Source organism: Albimonas sp., assembly GCF_055129145.1.
In genome coordinates, this window is record NZ_JBSRTQ010000001.1 from 22,132 (window position 1) to 43,173 (window position 21,042).

At 71.5% G+C, this 21,042-nt stretch carries 21 protein-coding genes and 1 tRNA gene; 15 read left to right on the plus strand and 7 right to left on the minus strand.

Features of this window, described 5'->3' with window-relative positions:
• Positions 1-48 precede the first annotated feature (48 nt).
• Genes kdgD through ACTB72_RS00115 form a run of 3 tightly spaced genes read left to right on the plus strand, consistent with a single transcriptional unit; the run spans position 49 to position 2,944 of the window.
• Positions 49-951 (plus strand): 5-dehydro-4-deoxyglucarate dehydratase, encoded by a 903-nt coding sequence (gene kdgD / locus ACTB72_RS00105; RefSeq protein ID WP_463034933.1) that lies wholly within the window; start codon positions 49-51, stop codon positions 949-951.
• Positions 952-954: 3 nt separating this feature from the next.
• Positions 955-2,088: a mandelate racemase/muconate lactonizing enzyme family protein gene (locus ACTB72_RS00110; protein ID WP_463034934.1), complete on the plus strand. Its 1,134-nt coding sequence runs from the start codon at positions 955-957 to the stop codon at positions 2,086-2,088.
• 4 nt (positions 2,089-2,092) lie between these two features.
• Entirely contained in the window at positions 2,093-2,944 is an 852-nt protein-coding gene (locus tag ACTB72_RS00115; RefSeq protein ID WP_463034935.1) for an amidohydrolase family protein, read from the plus strand.
• Between the two features lie 101 nt (positions 2,945-3,045).
• On the opposite strand, the gene ACTB72_RS00120 is transcribed toward ACTB72_RS00115, so the two are convergent.
• From ACTB72_RS00120 to recJ, 3 genes are all read right to left on the minus strand, one after another.
• Entirely contained in the window at positions 3,046-5,025 is a 1,980-nt protein-coding gene (locus ACTB72_RS00120; protein ID WP_463034936.1) for an acyltransferase family protein, read from the minus strand.
• Positions 5,026-5,176: 151 nt separating this feature from the next.
• Positions 5,177-5,251: transfer RNA gene (locus ACTB72_RS00125), tRNA-Glu, on the minus strand.
• Positions 5,252-5,354: 103 nt separating this feature from the next.
• On the minus strand, positions 5,355-7,115 hold the full coding sequence (gene recJ / locus ACTB72_RS00130) for a single-stranded-DNA-specific exonuclease RecJ (RefSeq protein WP_463034937.1): 1,761 nt from the start codon (positions 7,113-7,115) through the stop codon (positions 5,355-5,357).
• 387 nt (positions 7,116-7,502) lie between these two features.
• Between recJ and ACTB72_RS00135 the strand changes: the two genes are divergently transcribed.
• The 9 genes from ACTB72_RS00135 to ACTB72_RS00175 all read left to right on the plus strand — a co-directional run bounded on the left by ACTB72_RS00135 (position 7,503) and on the right by ACTB72_RS00175 (position 13,653).
• Positions 7,503-8,255: a 3-oxoacid CoA-transferase subunit A gene (locus tag ACTB72_RS00135; RefSeq protein WP_463034938.1), complete on the plus strand. Its 753-nt coding sequence runs from the start codon at positions 7,503-7,505 to the stop codon at positions 8,253-8,255.
• The gene (locus tag ACTB72_RS00140) at positions 8,252-8,965 is read left to right on the plus strand and encodes a 3-oxoacid CoA-transferase subunit B (protein WP_463034939.1); all 714 of its coding nucleotides are present in this window, start codon (positions 8,252-8,254) and stop codon (positions 8,963-8,965) included. The genes ACTB72_RS00135 and ACTB72_RS00140 overlap by 4 nt, the downstream gene beginning before the upstream one ends.
• 229 nt (positions 8,966-9,194) lie before the next feature.
• Positions 9,195-9,686 (plus strand): translation initiation factor IF-3, encoded by a 492-nt coding sequence (gene infC, locus ACTB72_RS00145; protein WP_463034940.1) that lies wholly within the window; start codon positions 9,195-9,197, stop codon positions 9,684-9,686.
• A 15-nt stretch (positions 9,687-9,701) separates the two neighbouring features.
• Entirely contained in the window at positions 9,702-10,382 is a 681-nt protein-coding gene (locus ACTB72_RS00150) for a DUF938 domain-containing protein (RefSeq protein ID WP_463034941.1), read from the plus strand.
• Positions 10,383-10,458: 76 nt separating this feature from the next.
• On the plus strand, positions 10,459-10,812 hold the full coding sequence (locus tag ACTB72_RS00155) for a ScnB-like protein (RefSeq protein ID WP_463034942.1): 354 nt from the start codon (positions 10,459-10,461) through the stop codon (positions 10,810-10,812).
• The gene (locus tag ACTB72_RS00160; RefSeq protein ID WP_463034943.1) at positions 10,805-11,095 is read left to right on the plus strand and encodes an SH3-like domain-containing protein; all 291 of its coding nucleotides are present in this window, start codon (positions 10,805-10,807) and stop codon (positions 11,093-11,095) included. The genes ACTB72_RS00155 and ACTB72_RS00160 overlap by 8 nt, the downstream gene beginning before the upstream one ends.
• Entirely contained in the window at positions 11,085-11,786 is a 702-nt protein-coding gene (gene nthA, locus ACTB72_RS00165) for a nitrile hydratase subunit alpha (protein WP_463034944.1), read from the plus strand. The genes ACTB72_RS00160 and nthA overlap by 11 nt, the downstream gene beginning before the upstream one ends.
• On the plus strand, positions 11,783-12,679 hold the full coding sequence (locus tag ACTB72_RS00170; RefSeq protein ID WP_463034945.1) for a DMT family transporter: 897 nt from the start codon (positions 11,783-11,785) through the stop codon (positions 12,677-12,679). The genes nthA and ACTB72_RS00170 overlap by 4 nt, the downstream gene beginning before the upstream one ends.
• On the plus strand, positions 12,679-13,653 hold the full coding sequence (locus tag ACTB72_RS00175; RefSeq protein WP_463034946.1) for a lysophospholipid acyltransferase family protein: 975 nt from the start codon (positions 12,679-12,681) through the stop codon (positions 13,651-13,653). The genes ACTB72_RS00170 and ACTB72_RS00175 overlap by 1 nt, the downstream gene beginning before the upstream one ends.
• Before the next feature lie 25 nt (positions 13,654-13,678).
• Here the strand turns inward: ACTB72_RS00175 and ACTB72_RS00180 are convergent, their stop codons facing one another.
• The 3 genes from ACTB72_RS00180 to acnA form a co-directional block, all read right to left on the minus strand.
• Positions 13,679-14,482, minus strand: coding sequence for a DUF1223 domain-containing protein (locus tag ACTB72_RS00180; protein ID WP_463034947.1), 804 nt, complete (start codon positions 14,480-14,482; stop codon positions 13,679-13,681).
• 301 nt (positions 14,483-14,783) lie between these two features.
• Positions 14,784-15,059: an usg protein gene (locus ACTB72_RS00185; protein ID WP_463034948.1), complete on the minus strand. Its 276-nt coding sequence runs from the start codon at positions 15,057-15,059 to the stop codon at positions 14,784-14,786.
• A 400-nt stretch (positions 15,060-15,459) separates the two neighbouring features.
• A complete protein-coding gene (gene acnA / locus ACTB72_RS00190) occupies positions 15,460-18,240 on the minus strand; it encodes an aconitate hydratase AcnA (RefSeq protein WP_463034949.1) in 2,781 nt (926 codons plus the stop codon).
• A 313-nt stretch (positions 18,241-18,553) separates the two neighbouring features.
• On the opposite strand from acnA, the gene ccmA reads away from it, so the two are divergent.
• The 3 genes from ccmA (at position 18,554) to ACTB72_RS00205 (ending at position 20,330) form a co-directional block, all read left to right on the plus strand.
• Positions 18,554-19,231, plus strand: coding sequence for a heme ABC exporter ATP-binding protein CcmA (ccmA, locus tag ACTB72_RS00195; RefSeq protein WP_463034950.1), 678 nt, complete (start codon positions 18,554-18,556; stop codon positions 19,229-19,231).
• Positions 19,228-19,893 (plus strand): heme exporter protein CcmB, encoded by a 666-nt coding sequence (gene ccmB, locus ACTB72_RS00200; protein ID WP_463034951.1) that lies wholly within the window; start codon positions 19,228-19,230, stop codon positions 19,891-19,893. Before ccmA ends, ccmB begins: the two co-directional genes overlap by 4 nt.
• 83 nt (positions 19,894-19,976) lie before the next feature.
• The gene (locus ACTB72_RS00205) at positions 19,977-20,330 is read left to right on the plus strand and encodes a hypothetical protein (protein ID WP_463034952.1); all 354 of its coding nucleotides are present in this window, start codon (positions 19,977-19,979) and stop codon (positions 20,328-20,330) included.
• On the opposite strand, the gene phoB is transcribed toward ACTB72_RS00205, so the two are convergent.
• Positions 20,291-21,013 (minus strand): phosphate regulon transcriptional regulator PhoB, encoded by a 723-nt coding sequence (phoB, locus tag ACTB72_RS00210; RefSeq protein ID WP_463034953.1) that lies wholly within the window; start codon positions 21,011-21,013, stop codon positions 20,291-20,293. The two genes, ACTB72_RS00205 and phoB, sit on opposite strands and share 40 nt — an antisense overlap.
• Positions 21,014-21,042: the final 29 nt, after the last annotated feature.

Here is a 21,042-nt window from a genome sequence, read left to right on the forward strand (position 1 = left end):
GTCATCATATGACTTCTTCGTTCCCGCATCGACACCCGGAGCGTCGGCATGACCCCCGAAGACCTCAAGACCCGGATCGGCTCAGGCCTCCTGTCTTTCCCGGTGACCCATTTCGACGCCGACCTGCGCCTCGACCTCGACGCCTATGCGGCCCACGTGGAATGGCTGTCGGGCTTCCCGGCCGCCGCCCTCTTCGCCGCGGGCGGCACCGGCGAGTTCTTCTCGTTGACCTGCGCGGAGATCGGCCGGGTGGTGCGCGCCGCGAAATCCGCCTCAGGGCCCACCCCGATCGTCTCCGGCTGCGGCTACGGCACCGAGATGGCGAAGGAAATCGCGCGGGAGGCCGAAGCCGCCGGCGCCGACGGGTTGCTGCTGCTGCCCCATTACCTGATGAAGGTCCCGCAGGAGGGCCTCTTCCAGCACATCAAGGCGGTGTGCGGGTCCACCGGGCTCGGCGTCATCGTCTACAATCGCGACAACGCCGTGTGCACCACCGAGACCCTGCAGCGCCTCGCCGACGCCTGCCCCAACCTGATCGGCTTCAAGGACGGCACCGGCCAGATCGGCCTGGTGCGCGAGATCACCGCGACGCTGGGCGACCGGCTCTGCTACGTGGGCGGCATGCCCACGCACGAGCTGTTCGCCGAGGCCTATGACGGCGCCGGCGTCTCCACCTATTCCTCGGCGGTCTTCAACTTCGTTCCCGCCATGGCGATCGGTTTTTACGAGGCGCTGCGGGCCGGCGACAAGGCCACGATGGCGCGGCTGCTGGAGGATTTCTTCTTCCCCTTCGCCAGGCTGCGCGACCGCCAGCCGGGCTACGCCGTGTCGCTGATCAAGGCCGGCGTCGCCGCCATCGGCCACGGCTCCGGCATCGCCCGCCCGCCTCTGACCACGCCGACGGACGGGGAGACGGCGATGCTCAAGGCGCTGATCGAAAAGGTCTCCTGAGCCATGCGCATCGCGGAGATCCGGCCCCATGTCCTGCGCCACGACCTCGACCAGCATTTCCAGAGCGCGTTTTCCACCTTCACCACCCGCTGGGCCTGTCTGGTCGAGGTGATCTGCGATGACGGCACGGTGGGCTGGGGCGAGTGCCTCGGGCCCCCGGCCCCCAACGCGGCCCTGGTGCGTGCCATGGCGCCGCTGGCGGTGGGGCGGGATCCCGCGGAGATCGAGCCGATCTGGACCGATATCTATTCCCAGTTCCGCGACCAGGGGCAGCGCGGCGCCACGATGACCGCGCAGTCGGGAATCGACATCGCGCTGTGGGACATCGCGGGCAAGCGGCTCGGCGTCCCGGTCCACCGCTTGCTCGGCGGCGCCTATCGCAACGCGGTCCCCGCCTACGCAACGGGCGGATTTCGGCCAGTGGGTCGCGACCGGGACGCGGCGCTGGCCGAAGAGCTGGCCGGATACCGCGACGCCGGCTTCGCCGCCTGCAAGATCAAGATCGGCTACGGGGTCGACATGGACGAGGTCTCGATCCGCCTCGCCCGCGACGTGTTGGGGCCCGGCGTCGCCCTGATGATCGACGCCAACCACGGCTACGACGCCATCGAGGCGATCGAACTCGGCCGCCGCTGCGCCGACCTGCGATTGGGGTGGTTCGAGGAGCCGGTGGTTCCGGAACTGCTCGACGCCTATGCCGAGATCCGGGCCCGCCAACCGATCCCGGTCGCGGGGGGCGAGACCTGGCACGGCCGCGCCGGCTTCGCCGAGGCGATTGCGAAACGCGCCGTCGACATCCTGCAGCCGGACGTCTGCGGCTGCGGCGGCATCACCGAAATGCGGAAAATCGCCTGGATGGCGGAGACGGCGGGCATCCGCGTCGTCCCCCATGTCTGGGGCACCGGCGTGGCGCTGGCCGCCTCCCTGCACATGCTGGCGACCCTGCCCCCAACCCCGCCGCGGCACGCCGAACGCGCGCCGCTGCTGGAATTCGACCAGACGTGGAATCCCTATCGGGCGGAGATCCTGACCGACCCGGTGAGCCATGCCGACGGCATCGTCGCCATCCCGCAAGGCCCGGGCCTGGGAATCGAGATCAACCGGGCGGCGCTCGCCCGCTACACGATGGAGGGCTGAGCGGATGGAACGCATCCTGACCGGCCACCCGCCGAAGCTGCGCCTGCCCCCCGGCGCGACCGACACCCAGATGCATTGCTACGTCCCCGGATTTCCGGGCGCGCCCGGCGCGCTGCCGGTTCCGGCGGGGGATGCCAGCCCCGGCGCCTATCGGCAGGTGATGGGCTGGCTGGGGCTCGAGCGGGTGGTCGTGGTGCAGGGCAACGCCCATGCCGCGGACAATTCGAACCTGCTCGCCGCGCTGGCCGATTTCGGCGATATCGCCCGCGGGGTCTGCGTGGTCCGCCCCGGAACGCCGGCGGCGGAGCTCGCCCGCCTGCATGACGGCGGGGTGCGCGGCGCGCGGATCATGCACCTGCCCGGCGGCGCGGTGGGGCTCGACGCGCTGGCGGCGGTGGACGCCATCGCCTGCGACATGGGCTGGTCCCTGAACGTCCAGTTCGACGGCGGCGAGATTGTTGAACGGCTCACGGCGCTCGAGGGCATCCGGTCGCGCTGGGTGCTCGACCATCACGGCAAATTCTTCGCGGGCGCGGCGCCCGGAGACGCGAAGATCGCGGCGGTCAAACGCCTGATCGATCGCGGGAATTCATGGTTCAAGATGGCCGGCGGCTACGAGTCCTCGCGCGCCGGCCCCCCCGGTTTCGCCGACATCGCCGCCGTGGCGCGCGAGATCATCGCCCATGCGCCCGAGCGGGTGATCTGGGGCACCAACTGGCCGCATAACCTGGTGAAGACGGCTTCGGACTATCCCTCCGACGCCGACCTCCTGGACACCGTGCTGGGCTGGGCGCCGGATGCGGCGGCCCGCCGGTTGATCCTCGTGGACAATCCCGCCGCGCTCCACGGCTTCTGAGGGCTCCCCGGCTCCGGGGGCGGCCTCCTCCGCCCCGGACTGAACTGCCGCGCCGTCCCGACCCGGACGGCGCGGTTTTTTTCGTCCCGGGGGCGCCGCCTTCAGTCCTGCGCGACAAGCGCCGGGGCGACCACCGACGCCAGCGACCGCGCCGCCCCTTCGGCCAGATGGTTGGAGTCGGAATAGAGCGGCAGCCCCGCCTCATCCAGCACCCGGCACCTTCCGTCCGAACAGAAGGCGTCGGCCAGCGGCAGGAAGCGCACTCCGTCCTGCGTGAGCAGCGGCGCGAAGGCGGCGAGCGCGTTGGCCTGGCGGGCGTCGTATTCGGCGCGCGACGCGCCCAGCGACAGCGCGCGGCCGAGCTTGAGGGCCAGCGCCCGCGCCTCCGGCACGTTCACCTCCGCCTCCGGCGCCTGGCCGACCACCACCACCTCCAGCCCGCGGGCGCGCAGCTCCGTCACGGTGCGCTCCGCGGCCCGGGCGAAGGCGGCGCGGTTCTCGTCCACGCCCAGCGTCGTGCTCTGGGAATCGCGCATGAAGACCATCGGCCCCGGCTCGTCCAGGAAGCGGGTGCCGTCGGCGTAGATCGCCCAGCGTCCGACCAGGATCACCTCGCGGATGCCGGGATGGGCGTCGAAATAGTCCAGCGCCAGCGTCGAGCCCCTGCCGCAATCGTCGAAAGGCGCGCGCGACTGCGACAGGTCGAGCAGCGGCGGGCAGCCGCGCAGCTTCAGCAGCACGCCGGCGCGGCCGGCGGCCTTGCCGGCGGCGTCGAAGGCGGGGGACAGCGCCTCGGCATGGGAATCGCCCCAGACCGCGAAATCGGGCGCGCCCGCGGCCCCCAGCGGGCAGACGTCGCCGCGCCCCTTGGCGGTGGCGACCAGGGGCCCGCAATTCTCGAACCTGGCGCGCCCCTCCACCTGCTCCAGCGCCGCCAGCGCCTCGGGCGAGAACCGCGACGGCGCGCCGCCGGTCGCCAGCATCGCCGCCGCCACCGCGACCCCGCCGGCCATCAGCGCGCCGCCGAAGCGCAGGGCGCCGGCGCGAGTCGCGATCAGGCCGGGCTTGCGGAACGGCCGCTCCACGAAACGCCAGGAGGCCCAGGCCAGCAGCGCCGACAGCGCCACGGCGGCGAGGATCTCGGCCCCGGTCGGCGGGCGCACGGTCCAGTAGCGCAGGAACACCAGCACCGGCCAGTGCCAGAGGTAGAGCGAGTAGGAGATCAGCCCCACCGCCACCATCGGGCGCAGGGAGAGCAAGGCGGTCACCGGCCCGCCGCCGGTCATGCCGGCGAGGATCAGCGCCGCGGCGCCGAGCACCGGCGCGGCGGCGGCGACGCCCGGGAAGTCGACCGTGTCGTCGATGGCGAACACCGCCCAGCCGATCAGCGCGAGCCCCACCACGCCCAGCACGGAGGACGCCCCGCGCGGCAGCTTCGGCGTGGGGGTGAGCGCCAGCAGCGCGCCGACGCCGAGCTCCCATGCCCGGAACGGGGCCAGGTAGAACGCCCCGCTGGGCCGCAGCTGGGTGGCGACGACGGAGGCCGCGAAGGAGGCGAGGATCGCGAGGATCATCAGCGGCACGACCATCCGCCTCCGGCGCACGATCAGCCAGGCCAGCAGCGGCGGGAAGAAGATGTAGAACTGCTCCTCCACCGCCAGCGACCAGGTGTGGAGCAGGGGGCGCGTCTCGGCCGCTCCGGCGAAATAGCCGGTGTCGAGCATCTGCTGGACGTTCGACAGGAAGAAGATGGCGGAAGCGAGGCTTTGGCCGAACAGCTTCAGCTCCGCCGGCGGCAGCAGCATCCAGGCCGCGGCGGCGGTGGCGGCGAGCATGACGAAGAGCGCCGGGAAGATGCGGCGGATGCGGCGCTCGTAGAAGGTGAGCAGCGAATAGGTGCCGGCCTGGGCCTCGCGCGCGATGATCGAGGTGATCAGGAAGCCGGAGATCACGAAGAACACGTCGACGCCGACGAAGCCGCCGGGCAGCCAGCCGATCCCGGCATGGAACGCGACCACCGTGCCGACCGCAATGGTCCGAAGGCCGTCCACATCGGGACGATAACCGGATAGGGCGCTCATGGCGGTCTCGCTTTGGTGGGTGGCGAATGCGCCGGGTCGCGCATGATCGCAATCAAACTGCGGCGGCGCCAGTTCTGCTGTGTCGCAGCGAAAGCGCCGACGAACCGCGCCAAGGGCGCGCCGAGCGTGACGGCTCGAGAAGGGGGGGGAGTGGTACGCCCTACGGGACTCGAACCCGTGTTACCGCCGTGAAAGGGCGGCGTCCTAACCACTAGACGAAGGGCGCAGCGCCGGCGTGTCTAATGGCAGTGGCGGGCGATGGCAACCCTTCCGACGCGGTCCGGAGAGGGTTTTCGCAGACCGGGATGGACGGAAGGGCTGCGGCGGGATCAGCGGGCCTCGGCGGCGTCCTCGATCCGCAGGCGGACCTTGCGGCGCCCGCCCCAGTCGTCGATCTCGAGCCGCCCCGCCACATGCAAAGGCGCGCCGGCGGACGCGGTGAGCAGCGGCCAGAGCGGGCTGTCGGCGACGCGGAAGGCCGCGGCCTCGACCTTGCCGCCGGCGCCGGTCAGGGTCAGGCGCAGGTGGATGTCGCCCATCGGCTTCACATGCCCCACCCGCACGCCGGCCAGCGCGAATCGGGGCGCGGGGGCGGACTGGCCCCAGGGGCCGGCGGCGTCGAGCTGCTCGCACAGATCCACCGTCGCCCCCCCGGGCGCCACCGCGCCGTCGATGCGCAGATCCTCCGGGCCGCCCTCGCCGGCGCCCTGGCGGCCGAGGCGCTCGGCGAGGCGGGCCATCGCGGCCTCCACCCCGTCGCGGGCCACCGTGAGGCCCGCGGCCATCTTGTGCCCGCCGCCCTTGAGGATCAGCCCCTCGCGCGCCAGCGCCGCCACGTCCGCGCCGAGGTCGACGCCCACCACCGAGCGGGCGGAGCCCGAGCCGGTCTCGCCGTTCAGGGCGATCACCACGGCGGGGCGGCCGAAGCGCTCCTTCAGGCGGGCGGCGACGATGCCGACCACGCCGGGATGCCAGCCCTCGCCCGCGGCCCAGACCAGCGGGCCGTCGACGCCGCGCGATTCGGCCTGGGCGGCGGCGGCGGCGAGGACGTCGGCCTCCACCTGGCGGCGCTCGCCATTGAGCGTATCGAGGCGGGCGGCCAGCGCCGCGGCCTCCTCGGGGTCGTCGCAGGCGAGCAGGCGGACGCCGAGATCGGCCGTCCCCACCCGCCCGCCGGCGTTGATCCGCGGGCCGAAGACGAAGCCGAGATGGTAGGCGGACGGGGCCGAGGTCAGTTTCGCCACATCGCCCAGCGCGACCAGCCCGGGGCGGCCCCGGCGGGCCATGACCGCGAGCCCCTGGCGGACCAGCGCCCGGTTGAGCCCGGTCAGCGGGGCCACGTCGGCGATGGTGGCCAAGGCCACGAGGTCGAGCAGGCCCATCAGGTCGGGGCCTGTCCGGCCCCGCTCGCGCAGCAGGCGGTTGGCGGCGACCAGCAGCAGAAAGGCGACCCCGGCGGCGCAGAGCGCGCCCTGGGCGCCGGATTCGTCCTGGCGGTTGGGGTTCACCACGGCCATCGCGTCGGGGAGCGTGTCGCCGCCCATGTGGTGGTCGATCACCATGACGTCGGCGCCCTCGGCCCGCGCGGCGGCGATGGGAGCATGGGCGAGGGTGCCGCAGTCGAGACAGATCACCAGGTCGTTGGCGGCGCCGAGGCGGGTCATCGCGGGGATGTTGGGGCCGTAGCCCTCGGCGATGCGGTCGGGGATGTGGACGTCGGGCGTCGCGCCCAGCGCGCGCAGCCAGCGCAGCACGATGGCGGTGGAGGCGGCGCCGTCCACGTCGTAATCGCCGAAAAGCGCCACCCGCTGCCCCTTCTCCACCGCCTCGACCAGACGCGCGGCGGCGGCGTCCATGTCGCGCAAGGTGGAGGGGTCCGGCATCAGGTCGCGCAGAGTGGGGGCCAGATAGGCGGCGGCCTCGTCCATGCCGACCCCGCGGGCGGCGAGCACGCGGCCCACCACCTCCGGCGCGCCGAGGCGCTGGGCGATGGCGAGGCCGAGGCGCTCGATCTCCGGCGCGGGGCCGACCCAGCGGCGACCCAGCACGGAATGCTCGACATTGAGGAAGGCGGGCGAGGTGGCAGGCATGGCGCCGGGCATAGCGGGCGGCGGGGCCGAAGGGAATCCCCTCCGCGCGCCCCGCAGGAGCGGAGGAAGCCGCGCGACGGCCGCTCCGCGGGCGATGCCGCGGCGCCCGCGCGGCGGGGGACCGGCAGGGAATGCGGCCGCGGAGCCCGGCTCGCCCGGCTCGCCCTCCTCCCTGACCGGACGCCTCGCCCGACACGCGCACCGGCGCCACCCTCCCCGTCCCCACCGGGCGCCCCGGCTCCAGCGCCGCGCGGGCGCCCCGCCGCGACCCGGCGCCCCGGCCGTCGCGCGGCTCCCTCGCCCGCCCCACTGGCGCCCGGCGGCGTTTTGCGCGAGATTCCCGCAACGACAGCCGCCCCGAGCGGCGAGGACGAGGAGACCTCCGACGTGACCACCCAGGCAGCCCCCGCATCAGGGGCCGCGTCTTCGGGCGTGATGAAACCCGTGCTCTCGGCCCAGGACGCGCTCGCCGACGTGCCCGACGGCGCCACCATCCTCATCGGCGGCTTCGGCGGGGCCGGCAACCCGGTCGAGCTGATCCACGCCCTCATCGACCAGGGCGCGCGCGAGCTCACCGTGGTCAACAACAACGCCGGCAACGGCGACGTGGGTCTCGCCGCCCTGATCCGCGAGCGGCGGGTGGCGAAGATCATCTGCTCCTTCCCTCGCGCCGCCTCCGCCCATGCCTTCACCGACGAATACCAGGCCGGGCGCATCGAGCTGGAGACCGTCCCCCAGGGCACGCTGGCCGAGCGCATCCGCGCCGGCGGCGCCGGCGTCCCCGCCTTCTACACCCGCACGTCGGTCGGCACGCCGCTGGCCGAGGGCAAGGAGATCCGGTCGTTCAATGGCCGCGACTACGTGATGGAGCACGCCATTCTCGGCGACTACGCGCTCGTCAAATGCCTGCGCGCCGACACGATGGGCAACCTCACCTATTCCAAATCCGCCCGGAACTTCGCGCCGATCATGTGCATGGCCGCCGCCTGCGCGGTGGTTCAGGCGATCGAGCTGGTGCAGCCCGGCGAAATCGACCCCGAAATCGTCGTCACCCCCGGCATCTTCACCGGCCGCATCGTCCACACCCCCGACGCGGTGCAGGAACAGGTGCTGTTCGAACAGGGAGCGCGCTACCCATGACCGCGACCGACGCCACCCCCGCGCCCGCCGCCAAGCCGAAGAAGATCGGCCTGACCCGCGCCCAGATGGCCTGGCGCGCGGCGCAGGACATCCCCGACGGCGCCTATGTGAACCTCGGCATCGGCATGCCCGAGCTCGCCGCCTTCTACGTCCCCGAAGGCCGCCACGTGACCTATCACACGGAAAACGGCGTGCTGGGCTTCGGCGAAGGCCCGCCCCCGGGCGAGGAGGACTGGGATCTGGTCAACGCCGGCAAGAAGGCCATCGGCCTGCTGCCCGGCGCCTCGATCTTCCACCATGCCGACAGCTTCGCGATGATCCGCGGCGGGCATATCGACCTCGCCATCCTCGGCGCCTTCCAGATCGCCCCCAACGGCGACCTCGCCAACTGGCGCGCGGGGAACGAGGGCATTCCGGCCGTCGGCGGGGCCATGGACCTCGTTTCCGGCGCGAAGGAGGTCTGGTGCATCACCGACCACACCACGCGGGACGGCGAGGCCAAGCTGATGGACGCCTGCACCTATCCCCTCACCGGGATCGGCTGCGTGACCCGGGTCTACACCGACCTTGCGGTGATCCATGTGACCGGCGGGCGCTTCCTGCTGAAGGCGATCGCCGAGGGGATCTCGGTCGAGGAACTGCAGGCGAAGACCGCGTCGCCGCTGGTGGTCGAGGGCGAGGTCGAGGTGATGGCGCCGCCCGCGCTTTGACGGGGACGCTTTGACGGGGGCGCCCTGCACCTGCGTTCGCGGGGGCGCGCGGCGGATCGCGCCGGCGCCCCTGCGGCATCTTGCCGAATCCGCCGCAATCCGTATGATGCTCCTGAAGCGAGCCTCTCGGTTGGGAAGGCGCGCTTTTTGCGCTTAGGTTACAAAGGACGAGAAAACCATAGCCCGCAGACCGCATCAGGCGCCGCCCACCCGCGACACCGGCCCCCGAGTGAACGACAAGATCCGCGTTCCGGAAATCCGCCTCATCGACCATGAGGGGGAGAACCGTGGCGTGCTCGACCCGCGCGACGCCATTCGCATGGCTGAGGAAGTGGGTCTGGACCTCGTCGAGATTTCGCCGAACGCCGTGCCGCCGGTGTGCAAGATCATGGACTTCGGCAAGTTCAAATATGAACAGCAGAAGAAGGCCAACGAGGCGAAGAAGAAACAGCGCGTCATCGAGATCAAGGAGGTCAAGTTCCGTCCGAACATCGACATCCATGATTACGAAGTGAAGATGCGCAACGTGACTCGCTTCCTTGAGGATGGCGACAAGGTCAAGGTGACCCTCCGCTTCCGTGGCCGCGAAATGGCGCATCAGGAACTCGGCCGCGAAGTGCTCGAGCGCATCGCCGGCGACACCACCGATCTGGGCAAGGTCGAATCCATGCCCAAGATGGAAGGCCGGCAGATGATCATGGTCATCGGACCGAAGCTCTGACCCCAGGCGGTCCTCATGGCGCATGACCCCGCCGAAAGCCGCCCGCGCTACGCCGAACCGGTCCCCGGACCGGATGGCGGCGCGGGCGACGCCCGGCTGACCGCGCCCGCGGCCAGCCGGAATTCCGCCGACATCGCCCGGACCCTCGCCCGCCTGCTGGGCGACGAGCGCGGCGCGATGATGGAGATCGGGTCCGGAACTGGACAGCATGCGCTCGCCTGCGCGCGCGCCCTGCCCCGGCTCACCTGGATCCCCACCGACCCCGACCCGCTGCACGTCGCCTCGATCGAGGCCTGGCGCGCGGCGGAGGGGCCGGCGAATCTCGCCCCCCCGATCCAGCTCGACGCCAGCGGCGACTGGTCCGCCGCTGCGCTGCTGACCCATGGGCCGCTGCGCGCGGTGTTCTGCGCCAACGTCATCCATATCGCGCCCTGGTCGGTGGCCGAAGGATTGATCTCGGGCGCCGCCAGGGCGCTCGGCCCCGGCGGACGGCTGGTGCTTTACGGGCCCTTCTACGAGGGTGGCGAGGCCGTGCAATCCAACCGCGACTTCGACGCGATGCTGCGCGGCCGCGACCCCGAATGGGGCGTGCGCAACCGCGAGGACGTCGAGGCGCTGGCCGCCGCCCACGGCTTCGGCAAGCCCGAGCGGATCGAGATGCCGGCCAACAATCTGGTGCTGGCCTTCCCGCGCTGATCGCCCCGAAACCTCCCGTCGAAATCCCGCGTCGAACATCTTGGCGCCGCGCCCCGGCCGGCGTAGCCTTCTCCCCATGACCGAACGCTCCTGGCACGACATGGGCGGCCTCCCGGCCGGCCCGGTGAACCCCGAAGAACACGACTATGCGCTGTGGGAACGGCGCGTGGACGCGCTGATGACGCTCGCCACCTCCAAGGGCCATTTCACCGTCGACGGCCTGCGCCGCGTGCTGGAGGACATGGGGCCCGAATTCTTCGAGACCCATTCCTACTACGAGCGCTGGATCGAATCGGTGAACCGCAACCTCATCGAATCCGGCCTCTATTCCACGGCCGAGCTCGCCGCCAAGCTGGAGGAGGTCCGCGCCCGCGGCGAAACCTATGGGGAGTGCTCGCTCTCCGCGCCTGAGGACGGGGCCCATGCCTGAGCGGATGCGCGTCCGCGCCTGGGGCACCAAGGGCCTTCACGCCCGTGCGCCCTGGTATCTGCGCGGCAAGACCGGGATCGTGGAACGCCGGCTCGGCGCCTACAAGAACCCCGAGCAGCTCGCCTACGGCCTGCCGGCGGAGAAAGTGCCGCTTTACCGGATCCGCTTCACCATGGCCGAGATCTGGGGCGAGGACGCCGAGCGCCCGGACGACACCATCGACGCCGAGATCTACGAGCATTGGCTCGAACCCGTTCCGGAAGGCGACGACCATGCCGCATGACCACCATGATCACGACCACGACGGGCACGGGCATGACCACGCCCCCGGCTCGCTCAGCCCCTCCGGCCACCCCTACCGCGCCGACCAGGACGCGCCCCTGACCCGCGCCCAGGCGCTGGAGATCGCGGTGCGCGAGCTGATGATCGAAAAAGGCCTGACCACGCCCGACGAGATCGCCAACGCCATCGCCCGGATGCAGGCCCGTTCCCCCGCCAAGGGCGCCGCGGTGATCGCCCGCGCCTGGACCGACCCCGACTTCAAGGCGCGCCTGCTGGCCGACGGCTCCGCCGCCTCGCGCGAGATGGGGGCGGATATCGAGGCCATGCATCTGGTCGCGGTGGAGAACGACGCGCAGACCCACAACGTCGTGGTCTGCACGCTCTGCTCCTGCTACCCGCGCATGCTGCTCGGGCCGCCGCCGGACTGGTACAAGCAGCGCGCCTATCGCTCCCGCGTGGTGATCGAGCCGCGCCGGGTGCTCGGCGAATTCGGGCTGGAGCTGCCCGAGGACGTCACCGTGCGCGTGCATGATTCCACCGCCGACATGCGCTACCTCGTGCTCCCCGCCCGTCCCGCCGGGACCGAGGGCTGGTCCGAAGACGCGCTCGCCACCCTCGTCACCCGCGACTGCATGATCGGCGTCGCCGTGCCCCAGCTGCCCGACAAGGCCCCGGCCGCCGCCGCCGAATGACGGTTTCGGCCGCGCCGGCGGACGGCTTCCGCAGCCGCGAGCTGCTGGGCATCGGGCTTTATCTGGCGTCGATCTTCTGCTTCTGCGCGATGGACGTGGTGGGCAAGCTGCTGCTGGAACGCCATGAGACGATGATGGTGGTCTGGGCCCGCTACGCCTCGCAGGGGTTCTGGGCGGTGGTGATCATGGCGCCCTGGCTGCGCACGCGGCTGCGCACTTCGCAGCCGGGCATGCAGGTGCTGCGCGCGCTGATGCCCTTCGGGGCCACGCTGAGCTTCTTCTACGCCATCCAGCATATGCAGCTGGCCGAGGCCGTGGCGGTGTTCGAGATCTGCCCGCTGCTGATCACCGTGCTGGCCTATTTCGTGCTGGGCGAAAAGGTCGGCCCGCGCCGCTGGACCGGGGTGGGGATCGGGCTGATCGGGGCGCTGATCATCGTCCGGCCGGGGACGGAGGTGTTCACCCCGGTGTCGCTGGCCCCGGTGGCCGCCGCCTTCTGCTTCGCCGCCTATGCGATCCTGACCCGCAAGATGGGGTCGCAGGAAAGCCACTGGACCTCGTTCCTCTACACCGCGCTGATCGGGGCGGCGCTGGCGAGCTGCGTCGTGCCGTTCTTCTGGACCACCCCCGACCTCGCCGACGCGGCGGTGATGAGCGTCTTCGGCGTGCTGGGCGGCGCGGGGCATCTGCTGATGACGCTGGCGCTGCGCCATACCCCGGCCTCGGTCGCGGCGCCGTTCAACTATACCGGGCTGATCTGGGCCGCGATGTGGGGTTTCGTGGTGTTCGGCGAGTTCCCCGACGCCTGGACCTGGGCCGGCGCCGCGGTGATCGTCGGCGCAGGCCTCTACGTCTGGTGGCGCGAACGCCAGCACGCGCGCGGGGCGACGTGATGGCCGGGCCGGCGCGCAGGCGCGGCTGGCTGCGCCGGGCGCAGGACAGGGTCGAGGTCGGCATCCTGAGGGTGCTGATGGCGGCGACGGCGCTGTTGGGGACGCGGGCCGCCCGGTTCGTCGCCGGCGCGGGCGGGTTCCTGCTGCCGCGGCTGGGATTCATGCGCAAGCGGATCGAGCGCAATCTGGATCTGGTGCGCCCCGACATGGACCGCGCCGCGCGGCGGCGGCTGGCGGCCGGGGTGGGGGCGCATTTCGCGCGCGCCATTCTGGAATACGCGACGCTGGACCGGATCGCGGCCGACCCGTCGCGGGTGCGGGTGGAGAACGCGGAGTCGCTTCTGGCCGCCCGGGCGGCGGGGCGGGGCGCGATCATCGTCTCCGCACATTTCGGGCAGTGGGAGGCGGTGCGCCTCGCCGCCCGCGCGGTCACGGGGCGCGACTGCGCCATGGTCTACCGCGCCTACAACAACCCGGTGTTCGACGCCTGGATCCGTCAGCTGCTGGCCCATGGCGGCGAACCGGTGCTCGCCAAGGGGCTGCATGGCACGCGCGACCTGCTGCGCCATGTGAAGGACGGCGGCATGGTGATGATCCTGGTCGACCAGCGCCAGACCGGCTCGCCCCTGCTGCCCTTCCTGGGGCGGGAGGCGGAGACGGCGGTGGTCGCGGCAGAGCTCGCCCAGCGCTTCGGCGCGGCGCTGATCCCGGCGCGGGCGCGGCGGGCGGCGGACGGGACGAGCTTCGACGTGCGGTTCGAGCCGGAAGTGGCGTCGAGCGACCCCGAGATGATGATGACCGAGGTCAACGCCCGCATCGGCGAGTGGGTCGAGGCCGACCCCGCGCAGTGGCTGTGGCTGCATGGCCGCTGGAAGCTGCGGGCGCGCGGCGACCAGGTGCGCGCCGCCCGGGCCGGGGTCGCTGCCCGGCGCGAAGCCCGCGACGCGACTCCGGGCGGGCCCCCGGACGCGTGACCGGGGCGAGGCGGGCCGCGGGGCCTCAGTATTCCAGCCGCGCCGCCGCGATCACCGGCCCGATGCCGTTCTCCTGCAGGATCACCGCCACCCCGGCGCCGGAGGCCTCGTCGCCCGGCGCGTCGGAGGGGACGGGCGCGGTGAACACCTCTTCGCCGCGCCCGTCCCACTTGCCGAGCTTCATCCAGCTGCGCGCCACATTGGCGTAGGCGATCTCGCGGCCGGCGTTCTCGCCACGGTCGATCACCAGCGGCGCCGGGCTGTGAAACGGCACGAACCACAGCACCCCGGCCGGAGCGGAGCCGATCAGCGGCGTGACCCGCACCTCGAGCGCATCCTCCCGCCGGGTCAGGGTGATGGCGGCGGCGCGGGGCTTGGCGGCCATGGCGCGGATCGCGGCGATGGCCTGCTCGCGATGGCTGCCGACCAGCTTCGCCTCGCCCTGCACCACCATCTGCGGGGTGTAGATCGAGCGGGCGCCGGCCGCCTCGCCATAGGCCACCTGGCGGCGGGTGAAGGCCGGCATGGCGTAGACGTCCTGCCAGCCGAGATAATCCCAGTAATCCACATGCAGCGACAGCGCGAGGATGTCGGGCCGGGCGGCGAGCTCAGCCAGCAGATCGTCGGCCGGCGGGCAGGAGGAGCAGCCCTGCGAGGTGAACAGCTCGACCACCGTCAGCGGCGCCGGCGGCTCGGCCGAGACCGGGCCGGCGGCGAGGGCCCCGAGCGCCAGCGCCAGCGCGGCGGCTGCCCGCGACGGCAGGCGGCGCAGGCGCGGCTTCGGGCTGGGCGCGAGGCCTGTGACGCGGTCGAGCGGGCTGGAAAACATTCTGCGCCTCCGTTGGATCGCCGAACCCTAGCCGCGGGGCCGACGCCCTGCGAGTCAAGCCTGCGAGAGAGCGCGCTAGCCGGGCGCCAGCGACGGCGACGTTGCCCGCAGGCCGCGCCCGGATGTCATGTGTTCGGCGGCGCGGCAAGGGCGGGAGCCGCGCGACGGCCCGCGCGCCGGTTGCGCCGAGGCGCCCGCGCGGCGGGGCGCGCGCGGTTCCGGTGTCCCGGGGGCGGGTTGGCGAGGCGGGACCATGTCCCCGCGCCGGGTCGTCGCCCGCGCACGGGGACCGGCGATGGGATCAGTGCAGCAGGACTTCGTGGTTGCGGTAGCTCACGACACGGGGACCGATGATCTGCGCGTGGCAGAGACGGACGGAGTGGAGCGGCCCCTCCAGCTCACGGGTCCAGAAATCCAGGAAATCCCGGAGCTTGGGGAATTCCGGAGCCAGATCGTAGTCCTGCCATAGATAGGTCTGCAGGACCGAGCGGGCGTCGGGCAGGCGATAGGTGATTTCGGCGGTGGCGAGCGACCAGCCTTCGAGCTGGCGGCGGAATGCGGAATCGACCTTGGTCATGGGCGGGCTCCTAAATGGCGTCTCCTTCATCAGGGTTGCGCGCGATCGGCGGCGTGCGTCTCGGCACGGTCCCGTCGCCGGCGGTGGCGTCAGTCTGGCGCGAATGCGTGGAAATTCCATTGATATCGGCGTCGGATACGCAAGAACTCCACCAGTTGCGCGGTTTTTGTCGCGGGCGGAGGCGCAGTCGCCTCGATTCCAGGCAGGACGCGAGGGGGCGCGCGCGGGCGACGGCGTCGCGTGGGACGAGCGCCGGGTCGACCTCGGCCAGGCCTTGCGACGACGCGCGCCCGGCGGAGGCGGAAAGGGCCGGGCCGACGCCCCTGCCCGAAACCGCCTCCCGAAACGGGAAAGGGCCGCCCCGGGGGGCGGCCCTTCCATCATCCGTCGTCGCGGTCCGTCAGAGAAGTCCGGCCAGATCGCGCAGCACGTAGTGCAGCACGCCGCCATGCTCGACATATTCGATCTCGATCTCGGTATCGATCCGGCACTTCAACTCGATCGTCTCGACCGAACCGTCGGCACGGGTGATCTCGGCCTTCACCATCGACAGCGGCTTCAGGTCGCCCGACAGCCCCGAGATGCTCACCGTCTCCTCGCCGGTCAGGCCCAGCGACTTGCGGGTCTGGCCGCCGGTGAACTCGAACGGGATCACGCCCATGCCGACGAGGTTGGAGCGGTGGATGCGCTCGAAGTTCTCGGCGATCACCGCCTTGACCCCCAGGAGCGCCGTGCCCTTGGCCGCCCAGTCGCGCGACGACCCCGCGCCATACTGCTCGCCGCCGAAGATCACCAGCGGCGTGCCGGCCGCCTGATAGGCCATGGCGGCGTCGAAGATCGAGGTCTCCGCCCCGTCCGGCCCCTTGGTGTAGCCGCCCTCGACCCCGTCCAGCATCTCGTTCTTGATGCGGATGTTGGCGAAGGTGCCGCGCATCATCACCTCGTGGTTGCCGCGGCGCGAGCCGTAGGAGTTGAACTCCCGCACCGGCACCTGACGCTCCACCAGGTATTTGCCCGCCGGCGTGGTGTCCTTGAACGACCCGGCCGGAGAGATGTGGTCGGTGGTCACCATGTCGCCCAGAACCGCAAGAACCTTGGCGTCGGTGATGTCGGAGATGGTCCCCGGCGTCTTCGACATGCCCTGGAAATAGGGCGGGTTCTGCACGTAGGTCGACTGCGGCGGCCAGTCATAGGTCTTGGAGTCGGTGGTCTCCACCGCCTGCCATTTCTCGTCGCCCTTGAAGACGTCGGCGTATTTCGAGAGGAACGCCTCGCGGGTCACGGTCTTTTCGACCAGCGCCGCGATCTCGGCGGTCGAGGGCCAGATGTCCCGAAGGTAGACGTCCTGCCCGTCCTTGCCCTGGCCCAGCGGCGCGTTGACCAGATCGGCGTTCATGTCGCCGACCAGCGCGTAGGCCACCACCAGCGGCGGCGAGGCGAGGTAGTTGGCGCGCACGTCCGGCGAAATCCGGCCTTCGAAGTTGCGGTTGCCCGACAGCACCGAGGTGGCGATCAGGTCCGCTTCGTTGATGGTCTTCGAGATCTCGGGCGCCAGCGGGCCCGAATTGCCGATGCAGGTGGTGCAGCCGTAGCCCACGAGGTTGAAGCCGATGGCGTCCAGATCCTCCTGCAGGCCCGCGGCCTCCAGATATTCCGACACCACCTGCGACCCGGGGGCCAGCGAGGTCTTCACCCAGGGCTTGCGGTTCAGGCCGAGCTCACGCGCCTTGCGGGCCACCAGACCCGCCCCAATCATCACATAGGGGTTCGAGGTGTTGGTGCAGGACGTGATCGAGGCGATGACGATGGACCCGTCATGCAGCTGGTAATGCGAGCCGTCCTCGGCCTTCACCCAGCCGCGCTTGTGGTGGCCTTCGTCGCCGGGGATCTGCGCCGGCTCGGGCTGCCCGCCCTCGCCTTCCCAGCGGATTTCGGAGGAGGTGGAGGCGTCGGCGCCGGAGCGGATGCCCTTCACGTATTCGCCGAAGGCCACGCCCGCGCCGTCGAGCGCCACATAGTCCTGCGGCCGCTTGGGGCCGGAGATCGCCGGAACGATCTCGCCCATGTCGAGATGCAGGGTGTCGGTGTAGATCGGGTCGTAGTCCGGGCCGCGCCAGAAGCCGTTGGTCTTGGCGTAGGCTTCGACCAGCGCGATCCGGGCCTCGTCGCGGCCGGAGGTGCGCAGGTAGCGCAGGGTCTCGTCGTCGACCGGGAAGAAGCCGCAGGTGGCGCCGTATTCGGGGGCCATGTTGGCGATGGTCGCGCGGTCGGCCAGCGGCAGGCGGTCGAGGCCGTCGCCGTAGAACTCCACGAACTTGTTGACCACGCCCTTCTCGCGCAGCATCTGCACGACCTTCAGCACCAGGTCGGTGGCGGTGGTGCCTTCCATCATCGCGCCGGTCAGCTTGAAGCCGACGACCTCGGGGATCAGCATCGACACCGGCTGGCCGAGCATCGCGGCCTCGGCCTCGATCCCGCCCACGCCCCAGCCGAGCACGGCGAGGCCGTTGACCATGGTGGTGTGGGAATCGGTGCCGACCAGCGTGTCGGGATAGGCGACCTGCATCCCCTTCTGGTCCTTGTCGGTCCAGACGGTCTGCGCGAGGTATTCGAGATTGACCTGGTGGCAGATGCCGGTGCCCGGCGGCACCACGCGGAAGTTGTTGAACGCCTTCTGACCCCATTTCAGGAAGGTGTAGCGCTCGATGTTCCGCTCATATTCCCGGTCGACGTTCATCTGGAACGCGCGCGGGTTGCCGAATTCGTCGATCATCACCGAATGGTCGATGACCAGATCCACCGGGTTCAGCGGGTTGATCAGGTCCGGGTCGCCGCCCAGCGCCACGATGCCGTCGCGCATCGCGGCGAGGTCGACCACGGCCGGAACGCCGGTGAAGTCCTGCATCAGCACGCGGGCCGGGCGATAGGCGATTTCGCGCGGGTTCTTGCCGCCCTGGATCGCCCATTCGGCGAAGGCCTTGATGTCATCGGTCGATACGGTCTTGCCGTCCTCGAACCGAAGCATGTTCTCGAGCACCACCTTCAGCGCGGCGGGGAGCCTGGAGAAATCGCCGAGCCCCGCTTCGGTGGCCGCGGGGATCGAGTAGTAGGCGACGGTCTGACCGTCGATGGTCAGCTCGCGGCGGGCGCCCGCGGTGTCCTGTCCGACAATGATCGGCACGCTCGTTCTCCTTATCGACGGGGCCCGCGGATGCGGCGTCGGAAGGCGGAGCGGCAGGGCCCTGCGCCTCGACGGCTTCACGCGGGCCGGTCCTGGCAACCGGCTTGGTAGGCTCCTGATACGGGCTTTCGCGGCGGATTGCAATCTGTGTATGCGACTGTATGCCGTCGAATGCAATGTAATCGTCCCATCCCGGCACGGGGCTTTCCCGGCCGCCACGCCACGGGGCGTCATGCCGCAGGGGTGGGCGGTCGCGCGCGCCCGGCGCCGCGCCGGCTTCCCCCGCGGCCGAGAACCCCCTAAAGCTCGGGCCATGGAGCTCGTCGCACAGGACCTCGCCTGCCGCCGCGCCGGCCGGACCATCTTCCGCGGGCTCGGCTTCGCGGTTCGCGCCGGCGCGGCCGCGGCCCTGCGCGGGCCCAACGGCTCGGGCAAGAGCTCGCTGCTCCGCGTGCTGGCCGGGTTGTCGCCGCCCGCCGGCGGCTCGGTGCGGCTCGGCGATCTGGATCTTGCGCGCGACGGCGAGGCGTGGCGCGAAAGCGTGGCGCTCGCCGGCCATCTCGACGCGGTGAAGCCGGCGCTGAGCGTTCGCGAAAACCTCACCACCTGGGCGGATTTTCATGGCGCGCCGCGCGCCCGCGCCGATGCGGCGCTGGAACGTTTCGGGCTTTCGGGGCGGGCCGACGACCCCGCGCATTGGTGCTCCGCCGGGCAGAAACGGCGGCTGGGGCTGGCGCGGCTGCTGATCGTCGACCGCCCGGTCTGGCTGCTGGACGAACCCACCGTGTCGCTCGACGCGGCCTCCGTCGCGGTCTTCGCGCAGGTGGTGGCGGAGCATTGCGCGGCGGGCGGCCTCGCGCTCGCCGCCACCCATGTCGATCTGGGGTTCGGAGACGGGGCGGAAGTGGTGATGCCCGCCCCCGGCACCGTTTCGGACGCCCCGGCCGCCGCGCCGGCCGCCGACCCGTTCCTCGGCGAACACTGGCGATGAGGGCGGCGCTCGCCCTCCTGCGCCGGGATCTCGGCCTGACCTTCCGGGCGGGGGGCGGCGGGCTGCTCGGCATCGCCTTCTTCCTGCTCGCCGCCCTGCTGATCCCGCTGGGCGTGGGGCCGGAGGGCGGGGCGCTGGCCCGCATCGCCGCCGGCGTGGTCTGGGTCTGCGCCCTGCTCGCCTGCCTCCTGACGCTCGACCGGCTCTTCCAGGCCGATCTCGAAGATGGCGCGCTCGACCAGATCGCGCTCGGGCCCCTGCCGCTGGAGGCCGCGGTGCTGGCCAAGGCCGCCGCGCATTGGCTGACCACCGGCCTGCCGCTGACGGTGGCGGCGCCGGTGATCGGGGTGATGCTGTCCCTGCCCGCGCAGGCGCAGTCCACGCTGGTCGCGAGCCTGCTGATCGGCGCCCCGGCGCTGAGCCTGATCGGCGCGGTCGGTGCAGCGCTGACCGCGGGCCTGCGCCGCGGCGGGCTGCTGCTGTCGGTGCTGGTGCTGCCGCTCTACGTGCCCACGCTGATCTTCGGCGCCCAGGCCGTGGACCGCGCGGCGACGGGGCTCGCGCCCGGAACGGCGCTGATCTTCCTCGGCGCGGTCACGCTGCTCTCGGCCGGCATCGCCCCCTTCGCCGCCGCCGCGGCGCTGCGGGTCAACCTGCGGTAGGCGTCCTTCCGGTCCTGTCGCCGCGTTAAACCCGCGGAAAGCGCCTCCGGGCCATACCTTCCCGCGCAGCGAGGGAGGATCGAATGGCCGAAGCCTGGACCAAGGGCGAATACCGGATCACCAACGGAATATACGAGACCGCGCTGGCGCATCGCCGCGAAGGCCGGCGCATGCCCCGGCAGGACATCGTCGCCCGGTGCAAGCGCGACACCGGACGCAGGGCGGACGGGCCGATGCTGACCCATCTCGGCATGCTGACCGCGGCCCGCAAGGCGCTCGGCCTCGCCACCCTGCCGGACTTCGCGCCGCTGGCTTATTATCCGCGGAAACTGGTCAGCTATCTGAAGGCGCGCGAGGCGCCCCCCCCACCCGGCGAACAGGCGGGCGCGGACCTCGCTCAGCCCCGCGCGACCTGGCGGGCGGGCGAGGCGGCGTAAGTCTCGTCCAGCGCGTAGCCGGCGGAGCGCACGGTGCGGATCGGGTCGCGATCCCCGCGCCGGTTGATCGCCTTGCGCAGCCGGCCGACATGCACGTCCACGGTCCGGATCTCCACATAGACGTCGCGGCCCCAGACCAGGTCCAGGAGCTGCTCGCGCGAGAACACGCGCCCCGGGCGCTGCATCAGCACGTCGAGCAGCTTGAACTCGGTCGGCCCCAGATGCAGGTCCCGGTCGCCGCGCCGCACCCGATGCGCCTGGCGGTCGAGGCTGATGTCCCCGAACGTCGCCACGTCGCCGGCCAGCGTCGGCCGGGTCCGGCGCAGCACGGCGCGGATCCGGGCCAGCAGCTCGGTCATCGAGAACGGCTTGGTCAGGTAATCGTCGGCCCCGGTCTCCAGGCCCCGGATGCGGTCGTCCTCCTCCCCCCGCGCGGTGAGCATGATCACCGGCGTGTCCTTCACCTCCGAGCGCGCCCGGATCTGCCGGCAGATCTCGATCCCCGAGACATGCGGCAGCATCCAGTCGAGCAGGATCAGGTCGGGCTTCTCGTCCTCGATGGAATAAAGCGCCTCGTCGCCGTCGGTGACGAGGCTGACCTTGTAGCCTTCGCGGGTCAGATTGTACTCGAGCAGCGCGCAGAGCGACTCCTCGTCTTCGATCACCATAACGCGTGCGGTCATGACGGCTTTCTCTCAGGCGCCGCGCTCCG

Excerpts from the sequence above, each read along its gene's own strand:
- kdgD (WP_463034933.1), top strand. The coding sequence starts at position 49 with ATGACCCCCGAAGACCTCAAGACCCGGATCGGCTCAGGCCTCCTGTCT.
- ACTB72_RS00110 (WP_463034934.1), top strand. The coding sequence starts at position 955 with ATGCGCATCGCGGAGATCCGGCCCCATGTCCTGCGCCACGACCTCGAC.
- ACTB72_RS00115 (WP_463034935.1), top strand. The coding sequence starts at position 2,093 with ATGGAACGCATCCTGACCGGCCACCCGCCGAAGCTGCGCCTGCCCCCC.
- ACTB72_RS00120 (WP_463034936.1), bottom strand. The coding sequence starts at position 5,025 with ATGAGCGCCCTATCCGGTTATCGTCCCGATGTGGACGGCCTTCGGACC.
- recJ (WP_463034937.1), bottom strand. The coding sequence starts at position 7,115 with ATGCCTGCCACCTCGCCCGCCTTCCTCAATGTCGAGCATTCCGTGCTG.
- ACTB72_RS00140 (WP_463034939.1), top strand. The coding sequence starts at position 8,252 with ATGACCGCGACCGACGCCACCCCCGCGCCCGCCGCCAAGCCGAAGAAG.
- ACTB72_RS00150 (WP_463034941.1), top strand. The coding sequence starts at position 9,702 with ATGGCGCATGACCCCGCCGAAAGCCGCCCGCGCTACGCCGAACCGGTC.
- ACTB72_RS00155 (WP_463034942.1), top strand. The coding sequence starts at position 10,459 with ATGACCGAACGCTCCTGGCACGACATGGGCGGCCTCCCGGCCGGCCCG.
- ACTB72_RS00160 (WP_463034943.1), top strand. The coding sequence starts at position 10,805 with ATGCCTGAGCGGATGCGCGTCCGCGCCTGGGGCACCAAGGGCCTTCAC.
- nthA (WP_463034944.1), top strand. The coding sequence starts at position 11,085 with ATGCCGCATGACCACCATGATCACGACCACGACGGGCACGGGCATGAC.
- ACTB72_RS00170 (WP_463034945.1), top strand. The coding sequence starts at position 11,783 with ATGACGGTTTCGGCCGCGCCGGCGGACGGCTTCCGCAGCCGCGAGCTG.
- ACTB72_RS00175 (WP_463034946.1), top strand. The coding sequence starts at position 12,679 with ATGGCCGGGCCGGCGCGCAGGCGCGGCTGGCTGCGCCGGGCGCAGGAC.
- ACTB72_RS00180 (WP_463034947.1), bottom strand. The coding sequence starts at position 14,482 with ATGTTTTCCAGCCCGCTCGACCGCGTCACAGGCCTCGCGCCCAGCCCG.
- ACTB72_RS00185 (WP_463034948.1), bottom strand. The coding sequence starts at position 15,059 with ATGACCAAGGTCGATTCCGCATTCCGCCGCCAGCTCGAAGGCTGGTCG.
- ccmA (WP_463034950.1), top strand. The coding sequence starts at position 18,554 with ATGGAGCTCGTCGCACAGGACCTCGCCTGCCGCCGCGCCGGCCGGACC.
- ccmB (WP_463034951.1), top strand. The coding sequence starts at position 19,228 with ATGAGGGCGGCGCTCGCCCTCCTGCGCCGGGATCTCGGCCTGACCTTC.
- ACTB72_RS00205 (WP_463034952.1), top strand. The coding sequence starts at position 19,977 with ATGGCCGAAGCCTGGACCAAGGGCGAATACCGGATCACCAACGGAATA.
- phoB (WP_463034953.1), bottom strand. The coding sequence starts at position 21,013 with ATGACCGCACGCGTTATGGTGATCGAAGACGAGGAGTCGCTCTGCGCG.